Source organism: Oceanicola sp. 22II-s10i (assembly GCF_002210105.1).
GTDB lineage: Bacteria > Pseudomonadota > Alphaproteobacteria > Rhodobacterales > Rhodobacteraceae > Pseudooceanicola.
The window spans coordinates 377,160-401,543 of the sequence record NZ_AQQU01000002.1 but is presented as its reverse complement, the minus strand read 5'-3'; the positions used below and the strand labels follow the sequence as shown (position 1 = coordinate 401,543).

Here is a 24,384-nt window from a genome sequence, read left to right as displayed (position 1 = left end):
GCCCCAGGGCTGGTCAATGGCCGCCCGCGCTGGCAATAAAACGCCGAACACCGGAGGCGCATATGAGCAAGAGCAAGGCCCGCGTGATCCGCGCGCTGCAGGACGCAGGGATAGAGACCGAGATCGTCGAACTGAAAGAGGCCAAGACGGCGCAGATGGCCGCCGACGGCGTTGGCTGCGAGGTCGATCAGATCGCCAAGTCGATCATCTTTCGCGGCGAGGAAAGCGGCGAGGCGATCCTGTTCCTGACCGCCGGCGGCAAACAGGTCGACGCGGCCAAGGCGTCCGCATTGGCGGGCGAGGCACTCGGCAAGGCCGACGCCACCCTGATCCGGGCCCAGACGGGCTTTGCCATCGGCGGCGTCGCCCCGGTCGGACACGTCAACCCGATCCGCGCCTTCCTCGACCCCCGACTGCTGGATTTCGACGTCATATGGGCCGCCGCGGGCACGCCGCATCATGTATTTGCGCTGAAATCCACCGCCCTGCAGCCCCTCACCGGTGCGCAAGTGTCTGATTTCACAGCCTGACATGGGAAAATGTAAAAAACATTCACATGACCCCTTGCGAGGGCCGCCCGTGCTTCCCATCTTGGCAATGTGAAAGACATTCACATAGACCTGAACACGGAGAGAGACACACGATGACACCCGCCCACGCAACGGCCCACACCGACGGTGGTTTCTACCGCCCGTCCTGGCTGCAACGGAGCGAGAACTGGCTCGACAGCAAGGGCAAGGGCGCCTGGATTGCCGCCATGGTGCTCGGCTTTGTTGTCTTCTGGCCTGTCGGCCTCGCCCTTCTTGCCTACATGATCTGGAGCAAACGCATGTTCTCGAAATCCTGCCGCCGCCATGGCGAACGCTACGAAATGCGCCGGTCCGGCTATGCCGCGATGAAATCCTCGGGCAACACCGCCTTCGACGCCTACAAGACCGAGACGCTGCGCCGTCTGGAACAGGAACAGGACGCCTTCGAATCCTTCCTGCAGCGCCTGCGCGACGCCAAGGACAAGGCCGAGTTCGACCAGTTCATGGGCGAACGCGCCCGCCGCGCCGGGGAAGAGTCCGACGAGGACAAGCGCGAAGACGCCTGACCCCTGCGGTCAGCCACCAAACCGGCCCCACGCGGGGCCGGTCCGCATCACGCGAGGACATCATGAGCTACGCCGACACGCGACCCCTGCCCGACCCGCATTACGATGCCGCCTTCTATTCCGGCGTCCCGGCCAAGCGCCTGCTGGCCTGGGTCGTCGATACGGTGGTCATCATCGCGCTCAGCCTGCTGATCGTGCCCTTTACCGCCTTCACGGGCCTCTTCTTCTTCCCGCTGCTGATGCTCGTCACCGGATTCTTCTACCGTTGGGCGACGATCGCCGGCGGCTCCGCAACCTGGGGCATGCGCCTGATGGCGATCGAGTTCCGGCGCGGCGATGGCGCCCGGTTCGACGGCAGCACGGCGTTCCTTCACACCCTTGGATACTCGCTCAGCTGGGCCTTTCCGCTGGCGCAACTGGCATCGGTCGTGCTGATGGTGATTACCGAACGTAAGCAAGGCCTTACCGATCACGTCCTCGAAACAGTGGCGATCAATCGGGCGGGTTGACCCTGCAGGGATGTGCTGGCCGGAACTCTTTACTTGGCTGAAACGTTGGCGGCTGATAACGTCCAGTCCAAACCTTCTGCCACTCGATCATGCGCCACACCCTACCGCTCGCACCCCAGTTCTATGTGACGGCCCCCCAACCGTGCCCTTACCTCGAAGGCCGGATGGAGCGGAAGCTGTTCACCGCCCTGCAGGGCGAAGGGGCCGCGCCGCTCAACGACGCGCTGTCCAAGCAGGGATTCCGCCGTTCCCAGAACGTGCTCTACCGCCCGTCCTGCGCCGATTGCGCGGCCTGCCTGTCGGCGCGGATCAACGTGGCGGATTTCAAACCCTCGCGCAGCCAGCGGCGGACGGTCCAGCGCAACAAGGCCCTGACCCGCAAGGCGACGTCGCCCTGGGCGACCGAGGATCAGTATGACCTGTTCCGGTGCTATCTCGACAGCCGCCATGCGGATGGCGGGATGGCCGACATGGACGTCTTCGAATTCGCCGCGATGATCGAGGAAACGCCGATCAAGTCGCGCGTCATCGAATACCACGACCCCGAGGACGGGCTGACCGCCGTCTCGCTGACCGACGTGCTCGATGACGGGCTGTCGATGGTCTATTCCTTCTACGACCCGACCCGGATGAAGGACTCGCTCGGCACCTACCTGATCCTCGACCATGTCGAGATCGCGCGGGAGGCCGGTCTGCCCTATGTCTACCTCGGCTACTGGGTGCCCGGTTCGCCCAAGATGGGCTACAAGGCGCGCTTCGGCGGGCTCGAGGTCTATCACGACGGCCAGTGGCAGAAGATGCGCGATCCCGAGGATTACGCGCACGAAACGCATCCGCTCTCGGTTCAGCCGATTGCCGAGCAGGTGGCGAACATCACGCTGCCGGACCTGCGCCCCTCGGCCCGCGCAAAGTGAAAGGGCGCGGATGAACCGCGCCCCGTAAGCCCTTCCCAATCAGCGAAAAATCACAGACCGATGAGCTGATCCATGTTCATCGAAGGCTGATCGCAGCCCGCTTCGCCAACGACCTTGGCAGGCACGCCCGCGACGGTCTTGCAGGGCTCCACGTCATGCAGCACGACCGAGCCGGCCGCGATGCGCGAGCAGTGGCCGATGTGGATATTGCCCAGAACCTTGGCCCCCGCGCCGATCAGCACGCCGTTACCGATCTTGGGATGACGGTCCTCGTCCTCTTTCCCCGTCCCGCCCAGCGTCACGGAATGCAGCATCGACACGTTGTCGCCGACCACCGCCGTCTCGCCGATCACGATGGAATGGGCGTGGTCGATCATGATGCCCTGCCCCATCTTGGCATTCGGATGGATGTCGACGCCAAAGATCTCGGACGACCGCATCTGGAAGAAATAGGCCAGGTCATGTCGCCCGTTGGTCCACAACCAATGCGCCACGCGATGCGTCTGCACCGCCTGGAAGCCCTTGAAGAACAGCACCGGCTGCAGATAGCGATGGCAGGCCGGGTCGCGGTCGAAGGTCGCTGCGATATCGGCCCGCGCCGCATTGGCCAGCGCAGGTTCAGAGCCATAGGCCTCGTCACAGATTTCGCGCAGGATCTGCTCGGACATCTCGTGCGAGGCGAGTTTGGCGGAAATCCGATAGGCCAGCGCCCGCTCCAGCGACTGGTGGTGCAGGACCGACGAATGCACGAGACCGCCAAGCAGCGGCTCCTCGCGCACGGCGGCCTCGGCCTCGGTGGTGATCCGGGCCCAGACCGGGTCCAGCTTGGCGAGTTTCTTGCGGGTCTCGGCCATCGGCTATCCTTTCGCGCGTCTCGTCGCACCCTAGCAGATAGGCGGGGTCGGGTGAAACGCAAAGCCGTGATGAGAGATTTAACAGCGCGGAATGCGTGGCGTCAGGCCGACAGCGTGATCTCGCGGAACGGGCCCGGCCCGTAAACGGTCGAAACCTGCGCCACACCGACGGTAAACAGCCCCGCCGCCAGCCCGTCCCCCGCCTGCGCCGCAGCGCTCCACGTCCATCCGGGCGTAAACACCTCGGCCTCGCGCAGAACCCCGCCCTGTGTCACGCGAACCAGGTAATGCTCCCGCTCCTCGCCGAGCGGCACATCCAACCCCTCCCAGCCGTCGCCCGCGATGCGGGTCCGGCGGATCCAGCTCAGCCCCAGATCGCCACCGCTCCACTCCGCGCGCAGATGCGCAGGCGCATAGGGCCGCAGCCCGATTCCGTCGAACGCCTGCACGTCATGCCGATAGGCCGGGTCGGTGAACGGCCGCTGCCCCGGTCCCGTCCTGTAGTGCCGGGCGAAACCGCGCTGCGCCGGCGTCAACGCGATCTGCTCGGGCGTTCCGTCCAGCAGCACGAACCAGCTGCCCGCCGGCCAGACCTCCGGCATCAGCGCATCGCTCCCCAACTGCCCCCGCAACCGCCGTGTCAGCAGCCACGTATCCGGCGCGGTCAGCACGGCGTCGCGGAACTGGAACAACTCCCAGTTGCCCGGCGTCCCGTCCCCGATCGCAGCAAGGTTCCGCCCCGCAAGCATCGCGGTGTCCGTCACCGAGGACAGGACCCCGCTCGTCAACCGCACGCTCAGCCCTTCGCCGAGGTCGTAGATCCCCGCAAAAGCGGCAGAGAGCGGCGTCTCCGTCACGCCGATCACCGAGCGTTTCGTCACCATCGTGTTCAGCACATAGCCCGCATCGTCATCCGCCGCGTAGATCGCCGCGCTCCCCGGCCAGGGCTTTGCCGTCACCGCGACATGCGGCGCGTGCGGCACCTCGTCCCCGGTCATCAGCGGCAGGTCCATGAACAGCGGCAGCACCGGCACCGGCGGCACGAAGCGTGACAGCGCGATGGCATCCTCGGCCATGTCGACGGGGCGGTAGCTACCCGGCTCGATCCGCACCGCCTCGACCAGTGCGTGATCGCCCTGCTCGACCCGGTCCACCCGTAACAGCCCCGCGCCCTCCGCCACCGGCAGCCGCAGCACATCGCCCGCCCCGATATCCCGCCGCGACGGCGGCAACGCCAGCCGCACGCTGTCGCGCGCCACACGGGCCTCGGTCAGCCAGCGCTCGACCACCTGCCGCCCCTCGCCGCGCGACATCGCCAGCGGCACCTCCGACGCCGCAACCGACCGCGACACCTCGTCCGGCATCACCGCCTCCTCGGAGACCACAGCGAAATCCGCCCCGGCCTGCACGAACTTCAGCCGCACCCGCCCGGCCAGTTCCGCCTCGGGCGCGCGCACCTCCTCGATCCGCGCCCCCAATTCGGGGGACACCGCCAGCGCTTCGCCATCCAGTTCGACCGCATCGCGCCCGTCCCGCATCACGAACCGAAGCACGCCCTCGCGCTCCACAGCGTCGAAGCCATACCTCAACATCAATGGCTGCAAATCCGCCCGCGCAGGACCGACATCCTCGGCCAGATACCCGCTGACGTGACCGTGGAGCCCGCCGACATTTACCGGCCCGACGCCCTCGCAAATCTCGCCGACCACCGAAGCCAGCGACCGTCCGGCCACCCGCCCCGTGATCCAGTGCCCGGCCGCATGGTTGGCCCCGTCGCTCCACGTCTCGCGGTCGTTCGGAAAGGCTGGATAGGGCCGCGCATCCCAGGCCCAGACATGCGCCCGGTCCATGTCGATCATCGGGCCGCCATACTCCGCCGACACCGGGTTGTGCGCGGGATCCACCCAGTATTCGTGCATGACCCGCAGGTACTGCATCTGAATGACCGGATCGGCCCGCCCTGTCGAGGCCCGCGGCAGCCTGCTCTCGGACGACTTGGGATCGAGGAACACGTTCGGCTGGTTCGTCCCCTTGTCGACCGCGGCGCAGCCGAGTTCCGTGAACCACACCGGCTTCATCCCCGGCACCCAACCCGTCGCCGCCGCCTGACGCACCCCGCCGATCCGCTCATGGTGCTCATGCGACCACCATCCGCGAATGTCCTTGGCGCGGAACACCCAGTCCTCGCCATGCGCGCCATCGCTGATCGGCGTGCGAATTTGCGCCGCTTCCGCCTCGGGCGAGTGGTAATACCAGTCGTAATACTCGCCACCCTCGACATTCGCGGCAAGGTAGTCCGGGTCGTAGACAGACCCCCAACCGGCATCCGCATGATCCTCATCCTCGCGCCAGTCCGACAGCGGCAGGTAGTTGTCGATTCCGACGAAGTCGATCACAGGATCCGACCACAACGGATCGAGGTGAAAGAACACGTCCCCCGACCCGTCCTGCGGGTGATAGCCGAAATACTCCGACCAGTCCGCCGCATAGCCGATCTTCACGTCCGGCCCGAGGATCGTCCGCACCTCCGCCGCCAGAGCGCGCAGCGCCGCGACCGCCGGGAACGAATTCCCCGCCCCCCGGATCTGCGTCAGCCCCCGCATCTCGGAGCCGATGCAGAACGCATCCACCCCGCCCGCCGCCACGCAAAGAGCCGCTTGGTGGAGAATGAAGCGCCGGAACCGCCACTCCGCCGGGCCGGAATAGCTCACGCTCCCCTCCGACACCGCAAAGTCAGACGCCGCCGCCGTCCCGAAGAACGCCGCCACCTCGGCCTCCGCCGCCGAAGTCCCGTCGGGCGACCCGGCCCGCCCCGGCGCGACGGACAACGTGATCCGCCCGCGCCATGGCAGCGCCGGCTGGTCCTCCGCCCCGCTCCACGGATCGGCCAGGCCGTTCTCCGCCTGCTGATCCATCAGCAGGAACGGATAGGCCATCACCCGCAAACCGCGCGCATTCATCTCGGCAATCGCCTCGATCACCGCCGCATCCGCGGGCGTTCCGCCATAGACCGGCCGATCGTCGCCATCGCGCCCGACCGCCGCCGCAGCCAACCGGTCCAGCCCCGACACGCGCCACGCCATGCCCTCGCCGTCCGCCTCCTGCTGTTCGACCTTCGGCATGATCTCGCAGGACCCGCAGCGCAGGTCGCCGCCGAACCAGCTGACCACCAGCGACACGCCACCGCAGCCCGGCACCTCGGCCTCCAGCGCATCGAGCGAGGTCACGAAATCGCTCCGCCCCGACGGTGTGTTGACGTTCGCCATCCGGACCGCGCCACCGCCCAGGTCGAAAGACACCGGTGTGGTCGCCAGCGTGTATTCCCCGCTGCCCGGCATCATCGCCACCGCCCGGATCGCGCGGGCGGGCGAAAAGACGTCCTCCGCCCCGTCACCCTGCCCCGGCCGGATCACCTCGAAACTGAACTGCGGCACCCGGCTGCCATAAGGTGAGAGGTCCAGATCCTCGATCACCACGTAGGCCGTCCCGCGATAGGCCGGCACCATCCCGGCCCCTTCGACCGCCTCCATCCGGGGATCAGGCACCTGCGTCCGGTCGCCCCGGTAAACCCGCATCGCCAGCAGGTCCCGCGCGATCTCCACCCCGTCCGCCCAGATGCGGCCCACGCCGGAAATCTCGCCCTCGCACAGCGCGATCGCCAGATTCACCCGGTAGGAATACTCCCGCACTTCCGGCGAAGGCGGCGCCCCCTTGCCCCCGCCCGAGGTCGACACGATCTCCTCGAACCGCGAGGCCCAGATCACCTGCCCCCCGACCCGCATGCGGCCATAGACCCGCGCCACCGGATCGCCCTCGCCCGCGCCGGTCAGCCGGAACCGCTCCACGCGCCCGGTCTCAACCGGTTCCGACCCATGCCCCAGCAGCCGCTGGTCGATCACCCGCCCCAGCAGAGCCCCCGCGAACCGCCCCGCAGCCGCCGTCGACAGCCCGAGAACCGAGCCGCCGATGGACCCGCCGACAGCCGCCCCGACCGACGAAAGCACCAGTGTCGCCATAGTCTTACTCCATCCCCGGAAACGCGAACCGCGCCACGATGCGCCGCCGCCACGGCGCGCTCAGCGGGCTTTCGACCACGCCATGCCCGCTATACGCATGCAGAAAGGTCGCCCCCGCCCCGACCTGCGCGGCAATCCCCAGATGCTTGGCCACGGCCCCTTCCCGCATCCGGAAAAGCAGCACGTCGCCCTCCGCCTCCGCGTCGAGCGTCTTCCGCGCCAGATGCCGCAGTGCCGCGTCCCACAACCGTTCCTCACCACCCGGCTCCGACCAGTCGCGCGTATAGGCAGGCACCGTTTCCGGCTCCGCCCCCAGCACCTCGCGCCACACGCCCCGCAGCAGGCCGAGGCAATCCGCCCCCGCCCCCCGGACCGAGGCCTGATGCACATAGGGCGTCCCGATCCAGCCCCGCGCCGCCGCCACCACCGCGCTCATCTCCGGCTGCCCCCGCCGGTCTCGCCGACCGACCGCGGCGAGGCCATGATCCAGTCCTCGCCCGGAATGTCCGGGAAACCCTGGAAGTTCAGCACGTTGTCGAACTTCAGCCGACAGGTCTCGAAACGCCGGTCGCAGCCAGCCTCCAGCCGCACCATGTCCCCCGCCACGATCTCCGCCCGGACCGGCTGCCACAGCTCGATCCGCCGTGCACCGCCCTCGATCACGTCCCGCTTGACGACCCCCGAAAGCCCGGCAGCCGCCCCGCTCAGCACCTCCAGCCGCCCGCGCTGGAACCAACCGAAGTCGAACCCGTCCAGCGCCCCGAACCGGAACACCGCCCGATCTTCCACGGCCACCACGGCAACCTCGGCCCGATAACCCGGCGCCCCCAGATCGACCCCGCAGGCACCATCCCCCAGCACCGCGGAACAGGGCCGCTGATAGACCCGCCCCACAGGCTGGTTCAGCGCCTCGGTCAATCCGCGCAGCTCGGCCCGGAACATCCCGTCCGACCGCCGGATCTCGCCCAGCGTCCCCCGGAACACCACCTGCCGTTCGTCCACGTTCGCCCAGTTCACCAGCCACGCGACCAGCACGGCCCCGTCGAACCGCCCGGCCTCGATATCCGCCTCCCGGATCGCCGCATCGCTCAACGCGCCGATGGCCTCGGAATTGTCGACCGCCAGCCCGGTGCCCTGCTGCAACGCCAGCGCCGTCAGCCCCGACCCCGCGCGGAACACCAGCCCGTCGAACCCGAGATCGACGTCGTGATCGGTGAACCCCATCACCACGCCATCCGCCCGCTCCAGCCGCCAGGCGTGGCAGACGGTCGTCGCCCCGGTCCCCAGATGTGCCTTCAGCCCCGCGTCGAAACTCATACCCTGACCTCCACAACCGGCACGTTCGGCACCTCGCCGGCGCGGAACGACGCGACCGACACCTGTATCCGGTCCGTGTCGAACCGCACCGGCACGTCGCACTCGAACCCCGCCGTGATCTCGTCACCCGCCGCCGGCACCTCGGCCAGCGTCACCAGCCCCGTCGCCGGATCGACCGCGTAGTGCACGCCCTCCTGCAACGCGTCCCCGCCAACGCCCAGCCGGACCGTTCCCGCCACCGGCTTGCGCACGGGCCGCAGGTATTCCGCCCCGCCCGAGGCATAGCGCTTCGCCAGCTGGAATGCGTCCCGCACGCCATCGCCGATCGCGATGACCTGATCCCCGAACGCCACCTCGCGGCTCGCCCGGCAGGACTTGAACTCCGACCAGTCCTTCCACCGGAACCCGTAGAGCTGCCCCTGCCGCGCCTCGAAGAACGCGATCAGCGCCTCCACATCGTCGAGGGACCGCATCGCGACCCCGGCATCATAGCGCCGCCGCGAATGCGCCCAGGGCGTGTTCCGCTCCTCGAACCCGTTGGCGAGCGTGACCACATCCGTCCGCCGCTCCGGCCCGCCGACCGAGCCGAAGCTCAGGCTCGCGGGAAACCGCACCTCGTGAAACGCCATTTGCCCGCTCCTACCTGTTGCGCTGTCCGCGGGTCATCGCGCGGCTCATCTGCGCCGCGATCTGGCTCTGCGAGCGGCGGAATCCCTCGACATCCGGGGTCTGCACGTTGACCACCACGCTCACCGGCGCGCCGCCCTGCGCGCGCACCCCGAGCCGCCCGTCCGCGCCCCGCGTCAGCGGCATGATCGCCTCGGGCCCCGCCTCGCCCATCAACCCGGTGCCGCCGCGCATCGGGAACATCGTCGCCCCGCGCACGACCCCGCCATTGGCAAACGGCATCACGCGCCCCTGAGCGAAGGACGCCCCGTTCGCAAACGGCAGCACCCCCTGCACGACCGACCCGATCCCCTGCGCGATCATCCCGCCGAAATGATCCGTCACCGGCCGGACCGCCGCCGAATAGGCCGTGTTCGCAATGCTTTGCCCCACGACCCTCATGGCATCCGACAGCTTCATCCCGTCAAAGACCACACCGTCCAGCGCCCGCCGCAGCCCCCGGCTGAGGCCCCGTTCCAGCGTCGCGACATCCTTGCCGGTCTCGGCCATCGCCGCCCGCATCCGCCGCAACTCCGCGTCGAAGGCCGCCGTCATCTCGACCGTCCCGCCCAGCGTCGCGTTCAGCGCACCGGCCCGGTCCTCCAGCTCGTCGAGGCTCTCGATCTCATCCATCACCGCACTCCTTGTCCGGATAGGCCGCCAGCAGCGCATCCAGCCCCGCCCGCCGCAGCGGCGCACCGCCCGCGCCATCCCCCAGCATCAGCCGCAGTTCCGCAGGCGTCAGCCGCCAGAACGCCTCGGGCGTCAGCCGCAGCCCCCGCATCCCAGCGGCCATCAGCACCGGCCAGTCGAACCGGCTCATGCCGCGCCCGGCAGCACGAAGGCCCGCGCCAGCAACTCCGCCGCCGCCCGCGCGGCCCCCATCGGGCCGCCCTCGATTTCCGCCGCGATCAGGTCCTCGGCCCGCCCCTGCCAGCCGCCGCCGCGCAGCCCCGCGACGATCAGCGCCATGACATCGCGCACCGAAAACCCGCCGCCCTCGAACCGCTCGACCAGCGCGACGAGGCTGTCCGACGCCATCGCGCCCTCCAGTTCCGCCAGCGCACCGAGCGTCAGCTTCAGCACCCGTCGCTCGCCGTCGATGACCAGCGCCACCTCGCCTGTCAGGGGGTTCGCCATCAGATCGCCGTGAAGCTCAGCGCACCGGCCGAGGCCATCGACAGCTCGTAGGTCGCCTCGCCGTCATGCGCGCCGGCATATTCGATCGCCGTCACCTGGAACGGCCCCTCGACCACGCCGAAATCCGGGATCACCACCTGGAAATCCGGGGTCGCGCCGTCAAAGAATATCTGCCGCGCCCGCTCGTCGCTGGCGGCGTCCTTGAACACCCCCGCGCCGGAAATCGTGGCCGAGCGCACCCCGGCCCCGCCAAGCAGTTCGCGCCACCCGCCCTGGCTCTCCAGGCTGGTCACGTCCACGCTCTCGGCGTTGAACGAGATGCGAGAGGCGCGCAGCCCCGCGATGGTTTCGAACAGACCGGCATCGGTCATGTCCACCTTGATCAACAGGTCCTTGCCGTTCTGGGCCGCCATGTCGTGTCTCCTCGATCAGAATGTCAGTCGTCTTCGACCCGCGCGCGAAAACTCAGGTCGATCCGCCGGATCTGCCCCGCCTCTTCCCGCCGCGCGCGCGCCTTCAGGAAATCGAGCCGCACCAGCCGCCCCCGGTCGAGCGCGGGCAGACCCGCCGCCAGCGCATCATTCACCGCCACGGCCACCGCCTTGGCCGCCTGGAACCCGTCCGCCGCCGTGACGACGGACACCGCCAGATCGTGCAGCGCGCCGCCGCCCGACCCGTCCGACCGGTCCCGCACAGTCTCGGGCCCCAGCGTCACGTAGGTCTCCGGCACCGTGCCCACGGGCGGCGCATCGAAGATCGCCGTTCCGACCAGAGCGCCCAAGGCCACGTCCCCGGCCAAGGTCTCGTAAACCGCCTTCTGCAAGGCGGGCGACACAGCATAGCTCATGCCAGCGCCTCCTCGCGGGCAAAACAGGTCAGGTAGCGTCCGCCGCCATCCCGCTCCGCCACCGCCTCGATGCGGAACACCCGCGCGCCCTCGCGGAACCGCTGGTCAGGCATCGGCCGCGACGGCGCCCCGACCGGCGCACCGCGCACCACGATCCGGTAGCCGGTCTGCGCCACCGCCACGCCGCCCGCATCCCGCTCACGCCCCGTCCGCGCCGACACCTCGGCCCAGAGCGTCCCGAGCGCCGCCCAGCTTTCGCTGAACCCGCCCGCGCCATCGGCCACACGCACCGGCGCCTCCAGCACCAGTTCCCGGTTCAACAGTGGCCTCATTGCGCCGCCCCCAGCCGGAACGTCCGATACCGCGCCAGCAGGGCAGAAACCCCGAACGGCATGCAGCCCTCGTCCAGCACCGTCTCGCCGCGGTATTCGTAGTAATGCGCCGCCAGCAGCATCACCGCATGGCGCAGGTCCGGCGGCACGTCGTCCCATGCGGCCCCGAACCCGGCGGTGAAACGGATCACCATCGCCCCGCCGGTCGGAATCGTCGGCAGCATGAACACCCGGCCCGTCAGCCGCGGCGCATAGGTATCGACCACCAGCCGGTAGGCGTCGGCAGCGATCACCGCCTCGGCCCCTTCGCCCGACACCCGCCGCAGCTCGCTCACCGCGGAAACCGGCGCCACCGGCAGCACCTGTTCCACCGGGCTGCGCCATGCCGTCACGCGCCACGCGAAATCCCGTTCGAACAGCGCCTTGCCCGTCCGCGCCTCGATCACCGCGATGGCCGCGCGCAGGAAGCTTTCCAGAACCTCGTCCTGCACCACATCCCCGGCGAACCCGGTCCCCAGACGCAGGTGCGCCTTGAACGCATCCACGGGCAGCGCGGCCAGAGGCACTTCGGTTTCTTCAGTCAACATCTTGAACCCTCGGCATTATGCCCCGCCCAAAGGTGGCGCGTGCCACCCGCGTTGCTCGGACGGAGGGAGCAGCTGGACAACGCCTGTCAGCGACACGCGCCGGACCGGACCGCGCCCCGCGCGGCCCGACCCATCGACACCGCTTACGCGAGGCCGAATTTCAGCAGCTTGATCGCGGCGAAATCGCTGACGTCCCCGCCGACCCGCTTGGTCGCGTAGAACAGCACGTGCGGCTTGGCGCTGAACGGATCGCGCAGGACGCGCAGGTCGGGCCGTTCGGCCACCGTGTAGCCCGCGCCGAAGTCACCGAAGGCGATGGAATAGCTGTCCGACGCGATGTCCGGCATGTCCTCGGCGATCAGCACCGGATAGCCCATCAGGCGCGCGGGCTCGCCCTCGGCCAGCGTGTCGGTCCACATGAACCGCCCGTCGCCGTCCTTGACCTTGCGCACCGCGCCCGCGGTCTTGGAATTCATCACGAAGGTCCCGTTCGCCCGGTAGCGCGCGCCGAGCGCGTAGACCAGGTCGACCAGCGCATCGCCCGGCTCGGTATCGTCGAACCCCGCATCGGTGCCCGTCGCGACATAGCCCAGCTTGTCCCAGGCCCAGCTGTCGTTGTCGATCTTGGTATGGGTCAGGAACCCGGTCGGCTTGTCCGACCCGTTGCCGTTGACGAAGGCCGCCGCTTCGGCCCGCAAGAACTTGTCCGCGATCCGCCCCGCCAGCCACGCCTCGATATCGAAGGCGCTGTCGTCCAGCAGCCGCTGGCTGACCTTGGGCAGCGCCGACAGCTCGTAGAGCGGGATCGAAATCCGGTCGAGCGAGGGCGTCGCGCTGTCCGACACGGTGCTTTCGCCCGCCCAGCCAGAGCCGACATCGGTGTGATCGACCAGCACGTCGTAGGCCGTCGCCTCGACCGTCACCACGTTCGCCACCTGCCGGATCGACGAGGCGCCGGACAGCACCGACTTGATCGTGGACGAGGTCTCGGGATCGACCAGATAGCCGCCATCCGCAGCGACGGCCGTGGACATCGCCTTGCCCTCCAGCTCCAGCCCGCGGAGGGCGTCGTCGTCGCCGGAACGCAGGTAGGCGGCAAAGGCCTTCTGATGCGGGGCCTCGCCTTCGGCGGCCGAGGCGAGAACCGGGCGCGCGGCCCGGCGAGCGGTGCGGTCAAGCATGGTCATGCGGTTTTCCTGTTGCTTCAGTCTGTCATCAATGTCGTCGCGGAAGCCTTTGAACTCCCGCATGAACTCGGCCACGGCGGCACGGCTCCCGGTGTCGGGGGACACAGCCTCCCCGGTCCGAGAAATGCTCTCGGTCTTTGTCATCGCACTGTCCCCTCGTTGGGTCTGTCGCGGGCCTCAGCGCCCCGCGCTCTCCTGCCTCAGGGCGCGCAGCCCACGGGCCATCTCGCGCCAGATCTCGGCCGCCGGGTCCTCGCCCTTGGCCTCCACCCGCGCATCCGGCAGCATCGGGAAGGTCACCAGCGACACCTCCCAGAGCTCCACTTCGGTCAGGAGCCTGCGGCCCCCGTCATCCTTCACCGCGCGCTTCGTCCGGTATCCGATCGACAGCCCGTCGATCGCCCCGGCGGCCAGCAACGCGATCGCCTCGCGCCCGCGCCCCACGCTCTCCAGCACCCGGCCCTTCACATACAGACCGCGCCCGTCCTCGCGCACCTCGTCCCAGACCCCGATGGGCTGCGTCGGATCGTGCTGCCACAGCATCTTGACCCGCCGCCCGGCCCCCGCCAGCGCCGCCAGCGACACCGTGTAGGCCCCCTTGCCCACGACATCGCCGCCCTGGTCCGCCGCGCCGAAGACCGAGGCATAGCCCTCGATCACATGCCCCTCGCGCACCGCCAGCCCGTCGCCGAGCGCACAGAATTTCCGTTCCAGTTCCATCACCACCTCCGCCTCAGGGCACCTGTTCCAGCACCGACTGGAACGCCTGCGCCAGGATCACGCCAACGACCCCGTAGACCGTCAGCCACAGCCGCCGCTCCAGCCGCTCGATCATCTCCTCGATCTTGTCCAGCCGCCGTCCGAGGCTCTCCATCTGCACCCGGCTCAGCCGCTCATGCGCCTGCAGCCGCAGCCCCGGCGCGCAATCGAAGGACGCCCCGACCCAGTCGCCCGGCCCCCGCTCCTCACTCATCGGCCACCTCCACCGGCAGCCCCAGCAACGCCCGCTTCTCCCGCGCGCTCAGGAAATCCGCACCCGCGACGCGCGACCACTGCGCATCCCGCTCGGCGGCCAGAGCCGGCACCTGGTCGAGGTCGGGCTTCAGCTCCAGCACCTCGCCCGCAAAGCCCGACAGCCATTCCCCGACCCCCGCCGTCACCCGCGCCACCAGCGGCAAAACGGTCAGCCGATAGAACGCCCGGTGCGCCTCCTGGTAATTCGCATAGGTCGCCTCGCCCGGTATCCCCAGCAGCATCGGCGGCACTCCGAAGGCCAGCGCGATCTCGCGCGCCGCCGCCTCCTTGGTCTTGTGAAATTCCATGTCCGACGGGCTGAACCCCATCGGTTTCCAGTCCAGCCCGCCCTCCAGCAGCATCGGCCGCCCGGCATTCCGGGCGCCCTGGTGATGGCTCTCCATCTCGCTCACCAGCCGGTCGTATTGCTCGGTCGTCATCGACGACTGCCCCTCCGGCCCGCGATAAACAATCGCCCCCGACGGCCGCGCCGCATTGTCCAGCAAAGCCTTCGACCAGCGCGACGCCGCGTTGTGCACGTCCAGCGCCTGCGCCGCAGCCTGCAATGGGCTGAACCCGTAGTGATCGTCCTGCGGATGAAAGCTCTTCAGGTGACAGACCACCGCCCGTCCGCCGCTCACGTCGAACCGATGCTTCCGCCCGCCTACCGCGTATTCATAGGCCACCGGCCAGCCATCCGCGCCGGGCACCAGGCTCATCCGGTCGGACCGCAGCACATGCAGCTCCTCCGGCACACCCTCTTCGCCGACCGCCTCCAGGTACCCGTTCCCGGTCAACAGCAGCTGGCCATACAGCGCTTCGAACAGCGCCGCCCGCCCCTGCGCCGGGTTCGGCGCACGCATCAGGTCCAGCACCGGATGCATCTCGAACCGCTGCCGCGCGTCCTGCAGCACCAGCGGCAGGGCCGCCGCCGCCTCGGCGATCATCTTCACCGCGCGGAAGCCCACCGGGTTGCCCGCGAATCCCGTGCGGGTCAGGGTGGCGACGTCCCGCGGGCTCCACGCCACGCGCCCCGAGCCCGCCCAAGCCACCTTGCCGGTCGCGCTGGCCTTGACCTCGGGCACCGCAGCCTCGGCCCGCCGGAAATAGTCGATGACACCCATCCGCTTCTCCTGACCCGTTCCGGGCGGGGGCACTCTGGCCCGCCGCTCCGTTCCTCCGTCCACGCCCCTTTCGAAGCGCGCAGACAGGTTTTCGCCAAATTCGATTAAAAAGCTCCTCGACCACCGCACGGTGCCCGTTGCGCGCGCCTCACAGCGCCCGCACCCGCGGCTGCATCCAGTTCCCGCCGGGCACGATCATCAGCTCATGCAGCGCCCAGACCAGCGCATCCAGCCGGTCGGGCGACCCCTTGCCCTGATAGCCGCCGACCGCCATGGCGCACATCTGCTCCTCCAGCGCGCCCAGCCCCCGCGCATGGAACACCCGCCCCTGTTCGTAGAGCGCCGCCACCGGCTCCGCCCGCGCCGCCTTCCCGCGCGAGGCATGGACCTTGCGGAACGGCACCACCGGATCGACCTGCCGCACCACGCTCTCGACCAGATCGCCGCCCTGGTTCACCTCCGCCACCAGCCGCTCGGCCCCGTGCCGCCGCATCGCGTCGATCGCCGCCTCCGCCCATTTCGACGGCGTCGCGGCCCCGAGGCTCGCATCCTCCAGCACATAGGCCCGCCAGTTCCGCACATCCCCGCGCATCGTCACGCCCGCCACGACGATCCCGCATTCGTCCGACCCCTTGTGCCCCGTGACCGGCGGATCGACCGCCACAACCACGCGGTCCAGTTCCGGCACGATGTCGACGCAGGCACGCTCAAGCCCCGCCGCCGTCCACATCGCCCCCTCGGAATCCTCCAGCAGCAGCCCGTCCAGCTCCTGCCGCCCCAGCCGCGTCCCCTCGTAGCGCGCCCGGACCTCGGCCAGGAACGACTCCGCCAGGTTCGCCCGGTTCGCCTCGGTCGGTGCATGGGTCACCGCCGTCGACGGCGCATCCAGCAGCGTCTTCAGCACCCGCACGTTCCGCGGCGTCGTCGTGACGCAAACCCGCGGCTCCTCCCCCAGACGCAGCGCGAACTGCAGCATGTCCCAGGCATCCTGCCCCCGCCGCCACTTCGCCAGCTCGTCCACCCATGCCCCGTCGAACTGCGGCCCGCGCAGGCTCTCGGGATCATGCGCCGAGAACACCCGCGCCTCCGCCCCGTTCGGCCAGACCAGCCGCTTGCGCACGCTCTCCCACTCCGGACGCCGGTCCGGCGGCGAACAGGCGATGATCCCGCTCTCGCCGAACACCATCACGTCGCGCGCCTGCTCGATCGTCTCCGCCACCAGCGCCAGCCGCCTGCACCGCCCCGGATCGCCCGGCCGCGCGCCCTCCACCTGCGCCCGCACCCACTCGGCCCCGGCACGCGTCTTGCCCGCACCGCGTCCGCCCAGGATCACCCAGGCCCGCCAGTCGCCCTCGGGCGGCAGCTGGTGATCCAGCGCCCAGAACTCGAACAAAAAAGGGAGAGCCATAAGCTCTCCCTCATCCAGCCCGTTCAGGAACTCATCCTGAATGCTGACATCGGCGGAGGCGATCCAGCCTGCACCGGATCGAAGCCCGTGCCCCGTCGAGGTCGAGGACATACTGTCCCTCGCCTCCGCCTTGCCGTCGTTTGAAGTCATGAAGTTTCGCCTCCACATCGCCCGCCTTCCCCAGGAACTCGCGCACGCTCCGGACCGTCGCCAGCGCCTCTTTCGGCGCTCCGACGTCCCCGTCCCGCGCGCGGTCCTGAAGTCCGCGCATTTCGACCATCAGGTCCTGCAGCTGAAGCCGGACCGTCTCGACCTCCCAACCGAGCCGCTCCTCTTCCTTCGCCAGTTCACTTGCACTCATCCACTCACGCCCCCTTTGCGCTGGTCTGCCCCCCGGCGACGAAAACGAAAAAACGGCCTCGGGGTGCGAACCCCGGGCCGTTGCCCATTTCCTCCAGCGTGCCACAAGTCCTACTTCGGACCGTTCGCAAAGTCAAGGAAATCAAAGTTAACGGGCGCCGCCAAGCGCCCGTATTATTTACACTTTCTTAACTTCCAGGCCGGCGCACGAGCCTCACTGGTTGGCGCGTTCCGCCTCGATCCGCCGCCACTTCGCGACGTTCTCGTTGTGCTCTTCCAGCGTCCGGGCAAAGGCGTGACCGCCCGTGCCATCGGCCACGAAGTAGAGGTAATCCGTCTCCGGCGGATTGACCGCCGCCTCAAGGCTCGCACGGCCCGGATTGGCGATCGGCGTCGGGGGCAGCCCCGGAATAACATAGGTATTGTAAGGCGTTTCCGCCCGAAGCTCACTCTGCCGCAGCCCGCGCCCCAGCACGCCCTGACCCTTGGTGATGCCGTAGATCACCGTCGGGTCCGTCTGCAACCGCATCCCGCGATGCAGGCGGTTGACGAAGACGCTGGCCACGATGCCCCGCTCCTCCGCGACCCCGGTCTCCTTCTCGATGATCGAGGCCAGAATCAGCGCCTCTTCAGGCGTCGCTATCGGGATCCCCGCGGCGCGCGCCTCCCACGACCCGATCAGCAGCGCCTCCTGCGCGGCCTCCATTCGGGCCAGCAACTCGCCCCGGTCGGCCCCGTCGCTGACCTCGTAGCTGTCCGGCGCGAGCATCCCCTCGGCGGGAACCTCGGCCACCTCGCCCGTCATCACGTCGAACCGCTTGAGCGAATCCACGATCTGCCAGCTGGTCACGCCCTCGGCCACCGAGATCCGGAACCGCGTGTTCGGATCCTCGCGCACGGCGGTGTATTCCGCAGGCGCCTCGGCCTCGGCCGGGTTGAATTCGACCGTCTCGGTGAACTGGTTCGTCGCCGGATCGAGCTCGCGGACCTCAAGCAGCGACCGCGTCACGCCGATGCGATAGACGATCTCGGTCCCGCAGGTGCTGGCCCCGCCCCGCGTGACGATATCGACGATCTCTTCCATCGTCGCACCGGCGGGGATCAGGAAGGCCCCGGCCTTCAGCTGACCGGTCTTCTCGGTGTAATCGGCCCCGAGGCGAAAGATCATGCCATTCTTGATCGCGCCCTGGCCTTCCAGGTCTGCGCTGACGCGCGACATGTTCGATCCGCTCGGAACCCGCAGGCAGATCGCCTCGCTCAGCGGCCCCTCGGCGCGGTATTCATTCTGCCCCCAGATGATGACGCCGCCCATCAGAAAGACGGCGACGATCAGCATGGTCAGGGCGTTGGAGGCAATTGCCCGCCACATCTACCGGACTTTCCCGAACACGAGGCTCGCGTTGGTGCCACCGAAACCAAAGCTGTTGGACAGCGCGATGTCGATCTTGCGCTCCTGCTTGGCGTTCGGGGCAAGGTTCAGCTTGGTCTCGACCGCCGGATTGTCGAGGTTGATGGTCGGCGGCGCCACCTGATCGCGGATCGCGAGGATCGAGAAGATCGCCTCGATCGCGCCCGCAGCGCCCAGCAGGTGCCCGGTGGCCGATTTGGTCGACGACATGGTCGCCGCGCCCGCTGCCTCGCCCAGCAGACGCTCCACCGCGCCCAGCTCGATCACGTCGGCCATGGTCGAGGTGCCATGCGCGTTGATGTAGTCGATCTCGCCCGCCGAGATACCGGCGCGCTGCAGCGCCGCCGTCATCGACCGGAACGCCCCGTCGCCATCCTCGGACGGCGCGGTGATGTGATAGGCGTCGCCCGACATGCCATAGCCAAGGTACTCGCCATAGATCTTGGCCCCGCGCGCCTTGGCGTGCTCGTATTCCTCCAGCACGACGATGCCCGCGCCCTCGCCCATGACGAAACCGTCACGGTCCGCGTCATAGGGACGGCTGGCCTTGGTCGGATCGTCCTTGCGCTTGGTCGACAGCGCCTTGCAGGCGTTGAACCCGGCGATCCCGATCTCGCTGATGCTGGCCTCGGCCCCGCCCGCGACGACGATATCCGCATCGTCCCACTGGATCATCCGCGCGCCATCGCCAATCGCATGCGCGCCGGTCGAACAGGCGGTCACGGGTGCATGGTTCGGCCCCTTGAACCCGAACCGGATCTGCACCTGACCCGAGATCAGGTTGATCAGCGCGCCCGGAATGAAGAACGGGCTGACCCGGCGCGGCCCGCGCTCCTTGATCAGCACGGCGGTGTCGGCGATGGAGTTCAGACCACCGATCCCCGACCCGATCATCGTGCCGACGCGCAGCTTCTCGGCCTCGCTCAGATCGGCGATACCGGCGTCATGCACGGCCTGAATGGCGGCGGCCATGCCGTAGAGGATGAAATCGTCGACCTTCCGGCGCTCCTTCGGCTCCATCCAGTCGTCGGGATTGAAGGTGCCGCCGGTGCCGTCGCCATAGGGGATCTCGCAGGCGTAGTCGGTCGCCAGGTGGCTCGCATCGAACCGGCTGATTGTCCCCGCCCCGGATTGCCCGGCCAGCAGACGCGACCAGGTTTCCTCGACCCCGTTGGCCAGCGGAGATACCATCCCCAGCCCAGTTACGACCACACGACGCATGTTCTGCCCTCTCCCCGGCCTTTATCGAAACTGCTCATACCGCGCATTGCGACACCGGGGCAAGACCGCAGCCCCTGACGCCACATCACGGGAAAGGCAACGCCAAACGGCGCTCAGGACATCCCGAGCGCTTCCTTGTACATCTCCAGCACCGCCTCTTCCTCGGCGATGTCGTCCTTGTCGCGCTTGCGCAGCGCGATGACCTTGCGCATGACCTTGGTGTCGTAGCCGCGCGCCTTCGCCTCGGCCATGACCTCCTTGACCTGCTCGCCAAGGTCCTTCTTCTCGGCCTCCAGACGTTCGACCCGCTCGATGAACTGCCGCAGCTCGTTCGCCGTCACGCGGTAATTCGCTTCGCCAGCGCTCTCGATCACATCGTCCTGCATGTCACTCTCCTGCCGTGCTGCTCAGGGTCTTTCCCCTACCCGCAGGCCCGCCGTGCCGCAAGCCTCACGCGCTGGACGCGGCGCGCATTTTCGCTTAGGCGCGGGCGAGGCAGGCAGCGACAGGAAGGATGCCATGGAAATTCTCGTCTGGATCGGCGCCGCGATCTCGCTCATCGGGCTCTGCGGGCTCGTCCTGTCGATCGTCAGGGTCAACCGCGCCCGCCGTGCGGGCCTGAGCGACGAGGCCCTGCGCGCCGCCGTGCAGAAGGTCCTGCCGCTGAACCTCGGCGCCCTGTTCCTGTCGGTGATCGGGCTGATGCTGGTGATCCTCGGGATCTTCCTCGGCGGCTGAGCCGCGACCGCCTCAGCCGTTCAGGTCCGCGAAACTCCGCCCGTCCTTCTGCAGCTGCACCACCAGCGGATGCGGCGACCACAGGTCGGGGGCGACCGGGGCCAATGCCTTCATCGCCCGCACCAGCGTGAACAGCCCCATCATGTCCGCCGCGTTCATCGGCCCGCCGAGGGTGCGCGGGAACATGTAGCCGTGCACCATCGCCACGTCTATCGCCAGCGGCCGCGCCGCCACCTTGGCGTCCAGCAGGCGCGCGCCCTCGTTCACCATGGCGGCCAGGATCGAGGTCCAGATTTCCTCGCCCGACCAGGGGTGCCCGACCGGCGCCTCGCCGCCGCGCGCCTCGGTCACGAGGCTGGCCAGCGCCGCCGCCTCGGTCTCGTGGTCCGCGCCCTGCCCCGGCTTCAGCCCGGCCCGCGCGATCAGGCTGGACAGTCCGTCCTGCCGCCCGCGCCGGTCCTGCCGCGCCGCATGCGCATCGGCATCCATGTCGCCGAGCAGCCGGTAGACGCCACGCCCCATCCCGCGACGCTTCAGCGCCGCGTCGATGGCCTCGGGCTCCGCCCCCAAACGCACCAGCTCGTCCGCCGCGTCGAACAGCGCGCCGGCCATCGCCATGCCCACCATCCCGTCCGAGGGCTTGGTGCGGATGGCAAAGCGCCCGATCTGCGCCATCATCTGGCGCGCCCGCTGCCCCGCCGCACGCTCGGTGTCGTCCCGCACGGCCAGCTCGGCCAGGTGCACCGGCCAGGGCCGGCTCGGCAGATGCAGCCCAAGCACCCGCGGCGCCAGCGCCTCGGGGGCCAGCGCGGCCACGTCCAGGTGGCGCGTCGTGCTCAGCACCACCGCCCCTTCCCCGGCCAGGCCGGACAGGGCGGCCAGCGCGGCACGCTTGGTGTCCTCGGCATCCGCCGACAGGTCGAACAGGACTTCGGCCTCGCGCAGCGCGGCCTCGTCGCCCGAGGCGGCGAGGTTCTGCATCGCCCGGTCGGGATCCGCCCCCGGCACCGCAGGGCGTTGTGCGATCGTGTCCCGGACCACCTCGCAGAACCGCGACCGGACCGCCGCGTCCGGTTCGAACAGGATGACGCCCGCACCGCTCTGCACCAGTTGCGCCACCAGACGTGCCGAGCCGAGCCCTGTGCCGCGTAGCCCGACCCGGCTGACCTGCGGCCCGGAGATGCCTGAATTGACACGGGTTTCCGCCACCAGGGCATGGCGCAGCCCGCGTGAACGTTCGCTAGTCAGCAGTTCGTCGAACAAATCCGCCTCGAGCGCCGCGCCCGAGGCATAGGGGAACAGCGGCGCGGCCTCCAACGCCTGCAGGATCGCCCGTTCCGCCGCACCGCCGCCCGGCGGGACGAGCTTGCGGCGCGCGGTCAGCACCGCCTGATAGGCGGACAGGTCCCCGAACCCGTCCGTGCGGTCGCAGGTCCGGACCCAGTCGTCCCCCTGCGCAAGCTCCGATGCCAGCGCATGCGCCGCCGCCTCGGCCATTTCCGCAGGCAGGATCCGGTCGAACAGCCCCTCCGCCGTGTCGGAGTCCACCGCGTGGACACGACCGCCGATCAGCATGTCGACCGCGGGCCCGGCCCCGACGAGGCGCGGCAGGCGCTGCGTGGCCCCCGCCGAGGGACAGAGGCCGATCAGAGCCTCGCGCAGCGCGATTTCGGATCCCGAGACGGCCACCCGCGCGTGACAGGCCAGCGCCAGTTCAGCCCCCGCACCCGCCACATGACCCGAGATCAGGGCCACGACGGGCTTGCCCATCCCCTCGATCCGGTCGGCCAGCGCGCGGGGCGCGGGATCGGCCAGCCCGGTATCATATTCGCGCGGATTGACTTGGGCGGGAAAGCCGCCCGCAGCAGTGCCAAGGACCACGGCCCGCACCGCCGGATCGCCATCGGCCTGCCCGAGCGCGGCAAAGAGCGCCTGACGCATCTGCGCCGATAGGATGTTCACCGGCGGATTGTCGACGGAGATCACCGCGACCGCGCCATCCCTGCGGATCCTGACGGTTCTTGCCACTGTGCTGCCCAGCCGAACCGCATCCACCCACCGGATGCGACCCGGCCCCCTGATTGTCATTGCCCGCCACCCGGCAGGATCGCCGCAGCCTAGACCAGACGCAAGCGTCGGGACAATCGCAAGCGCGCCAAACCATTGTTGCCAAAGCGTGAACTATGTCGCGCAGGCAACGCTTGGCCGACGCCGGACCCGGCGGAAGGTATGGGATTACACCGGCAGGTTGTCGAACTGCGCCTCGATGGCTTCGTTCGTCAGCTCTTCCTGCAACTGGCGCAGGTGCTGCGGGATGCCGTTGCCACGCAGGCCGAATTCGCTCACCACGTGGTGCAGGTCGGACAGATGCTGGTGCCGCGTGCCCGGACGCGCCCCGGCGATTGCGGAAACGACATGCTCAGCCCTAGTTTCAAGGTCCGTCATTGGAATGCTCCTCCTGCCGGTCCGGCGCCCTTGCGCCGCCCGGTCATGCGTTTACGCTGTGCGTTGACAGCGACGACCCCTCCTCAGAAAGCCGCCGCTCCTCCAGCGGGCGATGACGCCCCCGTGATCTGACTACACGCGGAGCGGGATTCGGACAACGACGCATCGGGCACGACACACTTTTGTCGCGGCTTTCCGCGACGCGTGCACGCTGCACGGGCAGCTTTGCGCCAATCGCCCCCGTAACTGGCAAACAGAGCTTGCAACACATTCGCTTTATCATATATGTCTTGAGCAACAAACCGAGGGATCGCCATGAAACCTGATGTCACCGCCTTTTTCGACGAAGCCACCAACACGATTTCCTACGTGGTGCGCGACCCGCAGGGCAGCGCATGCGCCGTGGTCGATTCCGTGCTGGACTTCGACTATGCCTCGGGCCGCACCGACACCCGGTCGGCCGATGCGATCATCAAGTTCGTGCGGGACAACGGGCTCGACGTGCAGTGGCTGCTGGAAAGCCATGTCCACGCCGACCACCTCTCGGCCGCGCCCTACATCCAGGACAAGGTCGGCGGCAAGATCGGGATCGGCGACAACATCCGCATCGTGCAGGACACCTTCGGCAAGGTCTTCAACGAAGGCACCGAGTTCCAGCGCGACGGATCGCAGTTCGACCGCCTGTTCGTCGAGGGCGACAGCTTTCACATCGGCCAGCTGCGCGGCGACGTGCTGCACACCCCCGGCCACACCCCTGCCTGCCTGACCTATGTCATCGGCGACGCGGCCTTTGTGGGCGACACGCTGTTCATGCCCGATTTCGGCACCGCCCGCTGCGACTTCCCCGGCGGCTCCTCGCAGACGCTCTACAACTCGATCCAGAAGATCCTCGCCCTCCCGGACGAGACGCGCATCTTCGTCGGCCACGACTACAAGGCGCCGGGCCGCGACGAATACGCCTGGGAAACCACCGTCGGCGAGCAGAAGGCGCTGAACGTGCATGTCGGCGCGGGCAAGTCGGCCGAGGATTTCGTCAAGATGCGCGACGCACGTGACGCGACGCTGGCGATGCCCAAGCTGATCATCCCCTCGCTGCAGGTGAACATGCGCGCGGGGCAGATGCCCCCGGCCGACGAACAGGGCAACGTCTTTCTCAAGGTGCCCGTGAACAAACTCTGACCGATCCGGCCGGGGCCACCCC

The 24,384-nt window shown here is 68.7% G+C and carries 29 protein-coding genes; 6 read left to right on the top strand and 23 right to left on the bottom strand.

All coding sequences use genetic code 11. The annotated features are described in order from the left end of the window. Positions 1–62 precede the first annotated feature (62 nt). The 4 genes from ATO6_RS09975 (at position 63) to ATO6_RS09960 (ending at position 2,519) form a co-directional block, all read left to right on the top strand. Complete coding sequence (locus ATO6_RS09975) at positions 63–530, top strand: YbaK/EbsC family protein (protein WP_088623842.1); 468 nt, start codon at positions 63–65, stop codon at positions 528–530. A gap of 113 nt (positions 531–643) precedes the next feature. Further along, entirely contained in the window at positions 644–1,096 is a 453-nt protein-coding gene (locus tag ATO6_RS09970; protein WP_088623841.1) for a DUF2852 domain-containing protein, read from the top strand. A 62-nt stretch (positions 1,097–1,158) separates the two neighbouring features. Further along, positions 1,159–1,605 carry an RDD family protein gene (locus ATO6_RS09965; protein WP_088623840.1) on the top strand — a complete coding sequence of 149 codons (447 nt, stop codon included), beginning with the start codon at positions 1,159–1,161 and terminating at the stop codon, positions 1,603–1,605. A gap of 89 nt (positions 1,606–1,694) precedes the next feature. Then, the gene (locus ATO6_RS09960) at positions 1,695–2,519 is read left to right on the top strand and encodes an arginyltransferase (protein ID WP_088623839.1); all 825 of its coding nucleotides are present in this window, start codon (positions 1,695–1,697) and stop codon (positions 2,517–2,519) included. Between the two features lie 50 nt (positions 2,520–2,569). Here the strand turns inward: ATO6_RS09960 and cysE are convergent, their stop codons facing one another. The 21 genes from cysE to ATO6_RS09855 all read right to left on the bottom strand — a co-directional run bounded on the left by cysE (position 2,570) and on the right by ATO6_RS09855 (position 20,386). Then, on the bottom strand, positions 2,570–3,373 hold the full coding sequence (gene cysE, locus ATO6_RS09955; RefSeq protein WP_088623838.1) for a serine O-acetyltransferase: 804 nt from the start codon (positions 3,371–3,373) through the stop codon (positions 2,570–2,572). A 101-nt stretch (positions 3,374–3,474) separates the two neighbouring features. Then, on the bottom strand, positions 3,475–7,389 hold the full coding sequence (locus ATO6_RS09950; RefSeq protein ID WP_088623837.1) for a glycoside hydrolase/phage tail family protein: 3,915 nt from the start codon (positions 7,387–7,389) through the stop codon (positions 3,475–3,477). A gap of 4 nt (positions 7,390–7,393) precedes the next feature. Further along, positions 7,394–7,825, bottom strand: coding sequence for an NlpC/P60 family protein (locus ATO6_RS09945; protein ID WP_088623836.1), 432 nt, complete (start codon positions 7,823–7,825; stop codon positions 7,394–7,396). Further along, positions 7,822–8,706, bottom strand: coding sequence for a DUF2163 domain-containing protein (locus tag ATO6_RS09940; protein WP_088623835.1), 885 nt, complete (start codon positions 8,704–8,706; stop codon positions 7,822–7,824). The genes ATO6_RS09945 and ATO6_RS09940 overlap by 4 nt, the downstream gene beginning before the upstream one ends. Beyond that, entirely contained in the window at positions 8,703–9,335 is a 633-nt protein-coding gene (locus ATO6_RS09935; protein WP_088623834.1) for a DUF2460 domain-containing protein, read from the bottom strand. Before ATO6_RS09935 ends, ATO6_RS09940 begins: the two co-directional genes overlap by 4 nt. Positions 9,336–9,345: 10 nt before the next feature. Continuing rightward, on the bottom strand, positions 9,346–10,005 hold the full coding sequence (locus ATO6_RS09930) for a phage tail tape measure protein (RefSeq protein ID WP_088623833.1): 660 nt from the start codon (positions 10,003–10,005) through the stop codon (positions 9,346–9,348). Then, entirely contained in the window at positions 9,998–10,195 is a 198-nt protein-coding gene (locus ATO6_RS09925; RefSeq protein WP_088623832.1) for a rcc01693 family protein, read from the bottom strand. The genes ATO6_RS09930 and ATO6_RS09925 overlap by 8 nt, the downstream gene beginning before the upstream one ends. Continuing rightward, a complete protein-coding gene (locus tag ATO6_RS09920; RefSeq protein ID WP_088623831.1) occupies positions 10,192–10,512 on the bottom strand; it encodes a gene transfer agent family protein in 321 nt (106 codons plus the stop codon). The genes ATO6_RS09925 and ATO6_RS09920 overlap by 4 nt, the downstream gene beginning before the upstream one ends. Beyond that, positions 10,512–10,925, bottom strand: coding sequence for a phage major tail protein, TP901-1 family (locus tag ATO6_RS09915; protein WP_088623830.1), 414 nt, complete (start codon positions 10,923–10,925; stop codon positions 10,512–10,514). Before ATO6_RS09915 ends, ATO6_RS09920 begins: the two co-directional genes overlap by 1 nt. A 23-nt stretch (positions 10,926–10,948) precedes the next feature. Continuing rightward, entirely contained in the window at positions 10,949–11,359 is a 411-nt protein-coding gene (locus ATO6_RS09910; RefSeq protein WP_088623829.1) for a DUF3168 domain-containing protein, read from the bottom strand. Then, positions 11,356–11,691: a head-tail adaptor protein gene (locus ATO6_RS09905; RefSeq protein WP_088623828.1), complete on the bottom strand. Its 336-nt coding sequence runs from the start codon at positions 11,689–11,691 to the stop codon at positions 11,356–11,358. The genes ATO6_RS09910 and ATO6_RS09905 overlap by 4 nt, the downstream gene beginning before the upstream one ends. Further along, entirely contained in the window at positions 11,688–12,278 is a 591-nt protein-coding gene (locus tag ATO6_RS09900; RefSeq protein WP_088623827.1) for a head-tail connector protein, read from the bottom strand. Before ATO6_RS09900 ends, ATO6_RS09905 begins: the two co-directional genes overlap by 4 nt. A gap of 143 nt (positions 12,279–12,421) precedes the next feature. After that, positions 12,422–13,609, bottom strand: a complete 1,188-nt coding sequence (locus tag ATO6_RS09895) for a phage major capsid protein (protein WP_088623826.1) — start codon at positions 13,607–13,609, stop codon at positions 12,422–12,424. Between the two features lie 33 nt (positions 13,610–13,642). Beyond that, positions 13,643–14,185, bottom strand: coding sequence for an HK97 family phage prohead protease (locus ATO6_RS09890; RefSeq protein ID WP_088623825.1), 543 nt, complete (start codon positions 14,183–14,185; stop codon positions 13,643–13,645). A 13-nt stretch (positions 14,186–14,198) separates the two neighbouring features. Further along, positions 14,199–14,438, bottom strand: a complete 240-nt coding sequence (locus ATO6_RS09885; RefSeq protein ID WP_088623824.1) for a hypothetical protein — start codon at positions 14,436–14,438, stop codon at positions 14,199–14,201. Then, positions 14,431–15,603: a phage portal protein gene (locus tag ATO6_RS09880; protein ID WP_088623823.1), complete on the bottom strand. Its 1,173-nt coding sequence runs from the start codon at positions 15,601–15,603 to the stop codon at positions 14,431–14,433. The genes ATO6_RS09885 and ATO6_RS09880 overlap by 8 nt, the downstream gene beginning before the upstream one ends. Positions 15,604–15,751: 148 nt before the next feature. Next, positions 15,752–17,011 carry a DNA-packaging protein gene (locus tag ATO6_RS09875; RefSeq protein WP_254919108.1) on the bottom strand — a complete coding sequence of 420 codons (1,260 nt, stop codon included), beginning with the start codon at positions 17,009–17,011 and terminating at the stop codon, positions 15,752–15,754. Positions 17,012–17,042: 31 nt separating this feature from the next. After that, positions 17,043–17,372: a hypothetical protein gene (locus ATO6_RS25045; RefSeq protein ID WP_088623821.1), complete on the bottom strand. Its 330-nt coding sequence runs from the start codon at positions 17,370–17,372 to the stop codon at positions 17,043–17,045. Between the two features lie 213 nt (positions 17,373–17,585). Next, positions 17,586–18,740 carry an endolytic transglycosylase MltG gene (mltG, locus tag ATO6_RS09865; RefSeq protein WP_088623820.1) on the bottom strand — a complete coding sequence of 385 codons (1,155 nt, stop codon included), beginning with the start codon at positions 18,738–18,740 and terminating at the stop codon, positions 17,586–17,588. Then, positions 18,741–20,000: a beta-ketoacyl-ACP synthase II gene (fabF, locus tag ATO6_RS09860; RefSeq protein ID WP_088623819.1), complete on the bottom strand. Its 1,260-nt coding sequence runs from the start codon at positions 19,998–20,000 to the stop codon at positions 18,741–18,743. It lies immediately after the preceding gene. 113 nt (positions 20,001–20,113) lie between these two features. Continuing rightward, positions 20,114–20,386, bottom strand: coding sequence for a DUF2312 domain-containing protein (locus ATO6_RS09855; RefSeq protein WP_088623818.1), 273 nt, complete (start codon positions 20,384–20,386; stop codon positions 20,114–20,116). Between the two features lie 133 nt (positions 20,387–20,519). Here ATO6_RS09855 and ATO6_RS09850 point away from each other — a divergent pair, with 133 nt between their 5' ends. Then, positions 20,520–20,738, top strand: a complete 219-nt coding sequence (locus ATO6_RS09850) for a hypothetical protein (RefSeq protein ID WP_088623817.1) — start codon at positions 20,520–20,522, stop codon at positions 20,736–20,738. A 12-nt stretch (positions 20,739–20,750) separates the two neighbouring features. Here ATO6_RS09850 and ATO6_RS09845 read toward each other — a convergent pair whose 3' ends face one another. Next, on the bottom strand, positions 20,751–22,766 hold the full coding sequence (locus ATO6_RS09845) for an enoyl-CoA hydratase-related protein (protein ID WP_176440876.1): 2,016 nt from the start codon (positions 22,764–22,766) through the stop codon (positions 20,751–20,753). A 207-nt stretch (positions 22,767–22,973) separates the two neighbouring features. Continuing rightward, the gene (locus ATO6_RS09840; protein ID WP_088623815.1) at positions 22,974–23,183 is read right to left on the bottom strand and encodes a hypothetical protein; all 210 of its coding nucleotides are present in this window, start codon (positions 23,181–23,183) and stop codon (positions 22,974–22,976) included. A 315-nt stretch (positions 23,184–23,498) separates the two neighbouring features. On the opposite strand from ATO6_RS09840, the gene ATO6_RS09835 reads away from it, so the two are divergent. Beyond that, a complete protein-coding gene (locus ATO6_RS09835; RefSeq protein WP_088623814.1) occupies positions 23,499–24,362 on the top strand; it encodes an MBL fold metallo-hydrolase in 864 nt (287 codons plus the stop codon). The last annotated feature ends 22 nt before the right edge of the window (positions 24,363–24,384 follow it).

Coding starts and splice junctions, on each gene's coding strand:
- ATO6_RS09940 (WP_088623835.1), bottom strand. CDS start 8,706: ATGAGTTTCGACGCGGGGCTGAAGGCACATCTGGGGACCGGGGCGACG.
- ATO6_RS09895 (WP_088623826.1), bottom strand. CDS start 13,609: ATGACAAAGACCGAGAGCATTTCTCGGACCGGGGAGGCTGTGTCCCCC.
- ATO6_RS09880 (WP_088623823.1), bottom strand. CDS start 15,603: ATGGGTGTCATCGACTATTTCCGGCGGGCCGAGGCTGCGGTGCCCGAG.
- mltG (WP_088623820.1), bottom strand. CDS start 18,740: ATGTGGCGGGCAATTGCCTCCAACGCCCTGACCATGCTGATCGTCGCC.
- ATO6_RS09970 (WP_088623841.1), top strand. CDS start 644: ATGACACCCGCCCACGCAACGGCCCACACCGACGGTGGTTTCTACCGC.
- fabF (WP_088623819.1), bottom strand. CDS start 20,000: ATGCGTCGTGTGGTCGTAACTGGGCTGGGGATGGTATCTCCGCTGGCC.
- ATO6_RS09900 (WP_088623827.1), bottom strand. CDS start 12,278: ATGTTGACTGAAGAAACCGAAGTGCCTCTGGCCGCGCTGCCCGTGGAT.
- ATO6_RS09925 (WP_088623832.1), bottom strand. CDS start 10,195: ATGAGCCGGTTCGACTGGCCGGTGCTGATGGCCGCTGGGATGCGGGGG.
- ATO6_RS09850 (WP_088623817.1), top strand. CDS start 20,520: ATGGAAATTCTCGTCTGGATCGGCGCCGCGATCTCGCTCATCGGGCTC.
- ATO6_RS09975 (WP_088623842.1), top strand. CDS start 63: ATGAGCAAGAGCAAGGCCCGCGTGATCCGCGCGCTGCAGGACGCAGGG.
- ATO6_RS09875 (WP_254919108.1), bottom strand. CDS start 17,011: ATGGCTCTCCCTTTTTTGTTCGAGTTCTGGGCGCTGGATCACCAGCTG.
- ATO6_RS09855 (WP_088623818.1), bottom strand. CDS start 20,386: ATGCAGGACGATGTGATCGAGAGCGCTGGCGAAGCGAATTACCGCGTG.
- ATO6_RS09915 (WP_088623830.1), bottom strand. CDS start 10,925: ATGGCGGCCCAGAACGGCAAGGACCTGTTGATCAAGGTGGACATGACC.
- ATO6_RS09965 (WP_088623840.1), top strand. CDS start 1,159: ATGAGCTACGCCGACACGCGACCCCTGCCCGACCCGCATTACGATGCC.
- ATO6_RS09920 (WP_088623831.1), bottom strand. CDS start 10,512: ATGGCGAACCCCCTGACAGGCGAGGTGGCGCTGGTCATCGACGGCGAG.
- ATO6_RS09885 (WP_088623824.1), bottom strand. CDS start 14,438: ATGAGTGAGGAGCGGGGGCCGGGCGACTGGGTCGGGGCGTCCTTCGAT.
- ATO6_RS09910 (WP_088623829.1), bottom strand. CDS start 11,359: ATGAGCTATGCTGTGTCGCCCGCCTTGCAGAAGGCGGTTTACGAGACC.
- cysE (WP_088623838.1), bottom strand. CDS start 3,373: ATGGCCGAGACCCGCAAGAAACTCGCCAAGCTGGACCCGGTCTGGGCC.
- ATO6_RS09945 (WP_088623836.1), bottom strand. CDS start 7,825: ATGAGCGCGGTGGTGGCGGCGGCGCGGGGCTGGATCGGGACGCCCTAT.
- ATO6_RS09840 (WP_088623815.1), bottom strand. CDS start 23,183: ATGACGGACCTTGAAACTAGGGCTGAGCATGTCGTTTCCGCAATCGCC.
- ATO6_RS25045 (WP_088623821.1), bottom strand. CDS start 17,372: ATGAGTGCAAGTGAACTGGCGAAGGAAGAGGAGCGGCTCGGTTGGGAG.
- ATO6_RS09950 (WP_088623837.1), bottom strand. CDS start 7,389: ATGGCGACACTGGTGCTTTCGTCGGTCGGGGCGGCTGTCGGCGGGTCC.
- ATO6_RS09935 (WP_088623834.1), bottom strand. CDS start 9,335: ATGGCGTTTCACGAGGTGCGGTTTCCCGCGAGCCTGAGCTTCGGCTCG.
- ATO6_RS09905 (WP_088623828.1), bottom strand. CDS start 11,691: ATGAGGCCACTGTTGAACCGGGAACTGGTGCTGGAGGCGCCGGTGCGT.
- ATO6_RS09835 (WP_088623814.1), top strand. CDS start 23,499: ATGAAACCTGATGTCACCGCCTTTTTCGACGAAGCCACCAACACGATT.
- ATO6_RS09930 (WP_088623833.1), bottom strand. CDS start 10,005: ATGGATGAGATCGAGAGCCTCGACGAGCTGGAGGACCGGGCCGGTGCG.
- ATO6_RS09960 (WP_088623839.1), top strand. CDS start 1,695: ATGCGCCACACCCTACCGCTCGCACCCCAGTTCTATGTGACGGCCCCC.
- ATO6_RS09890 (WP_088623825.1), bottom strand. CDS start 14,185: ATGGAACTGGAACGGAAATTCTGTGCGCTCGGCGACGGGCTGGCGGTG.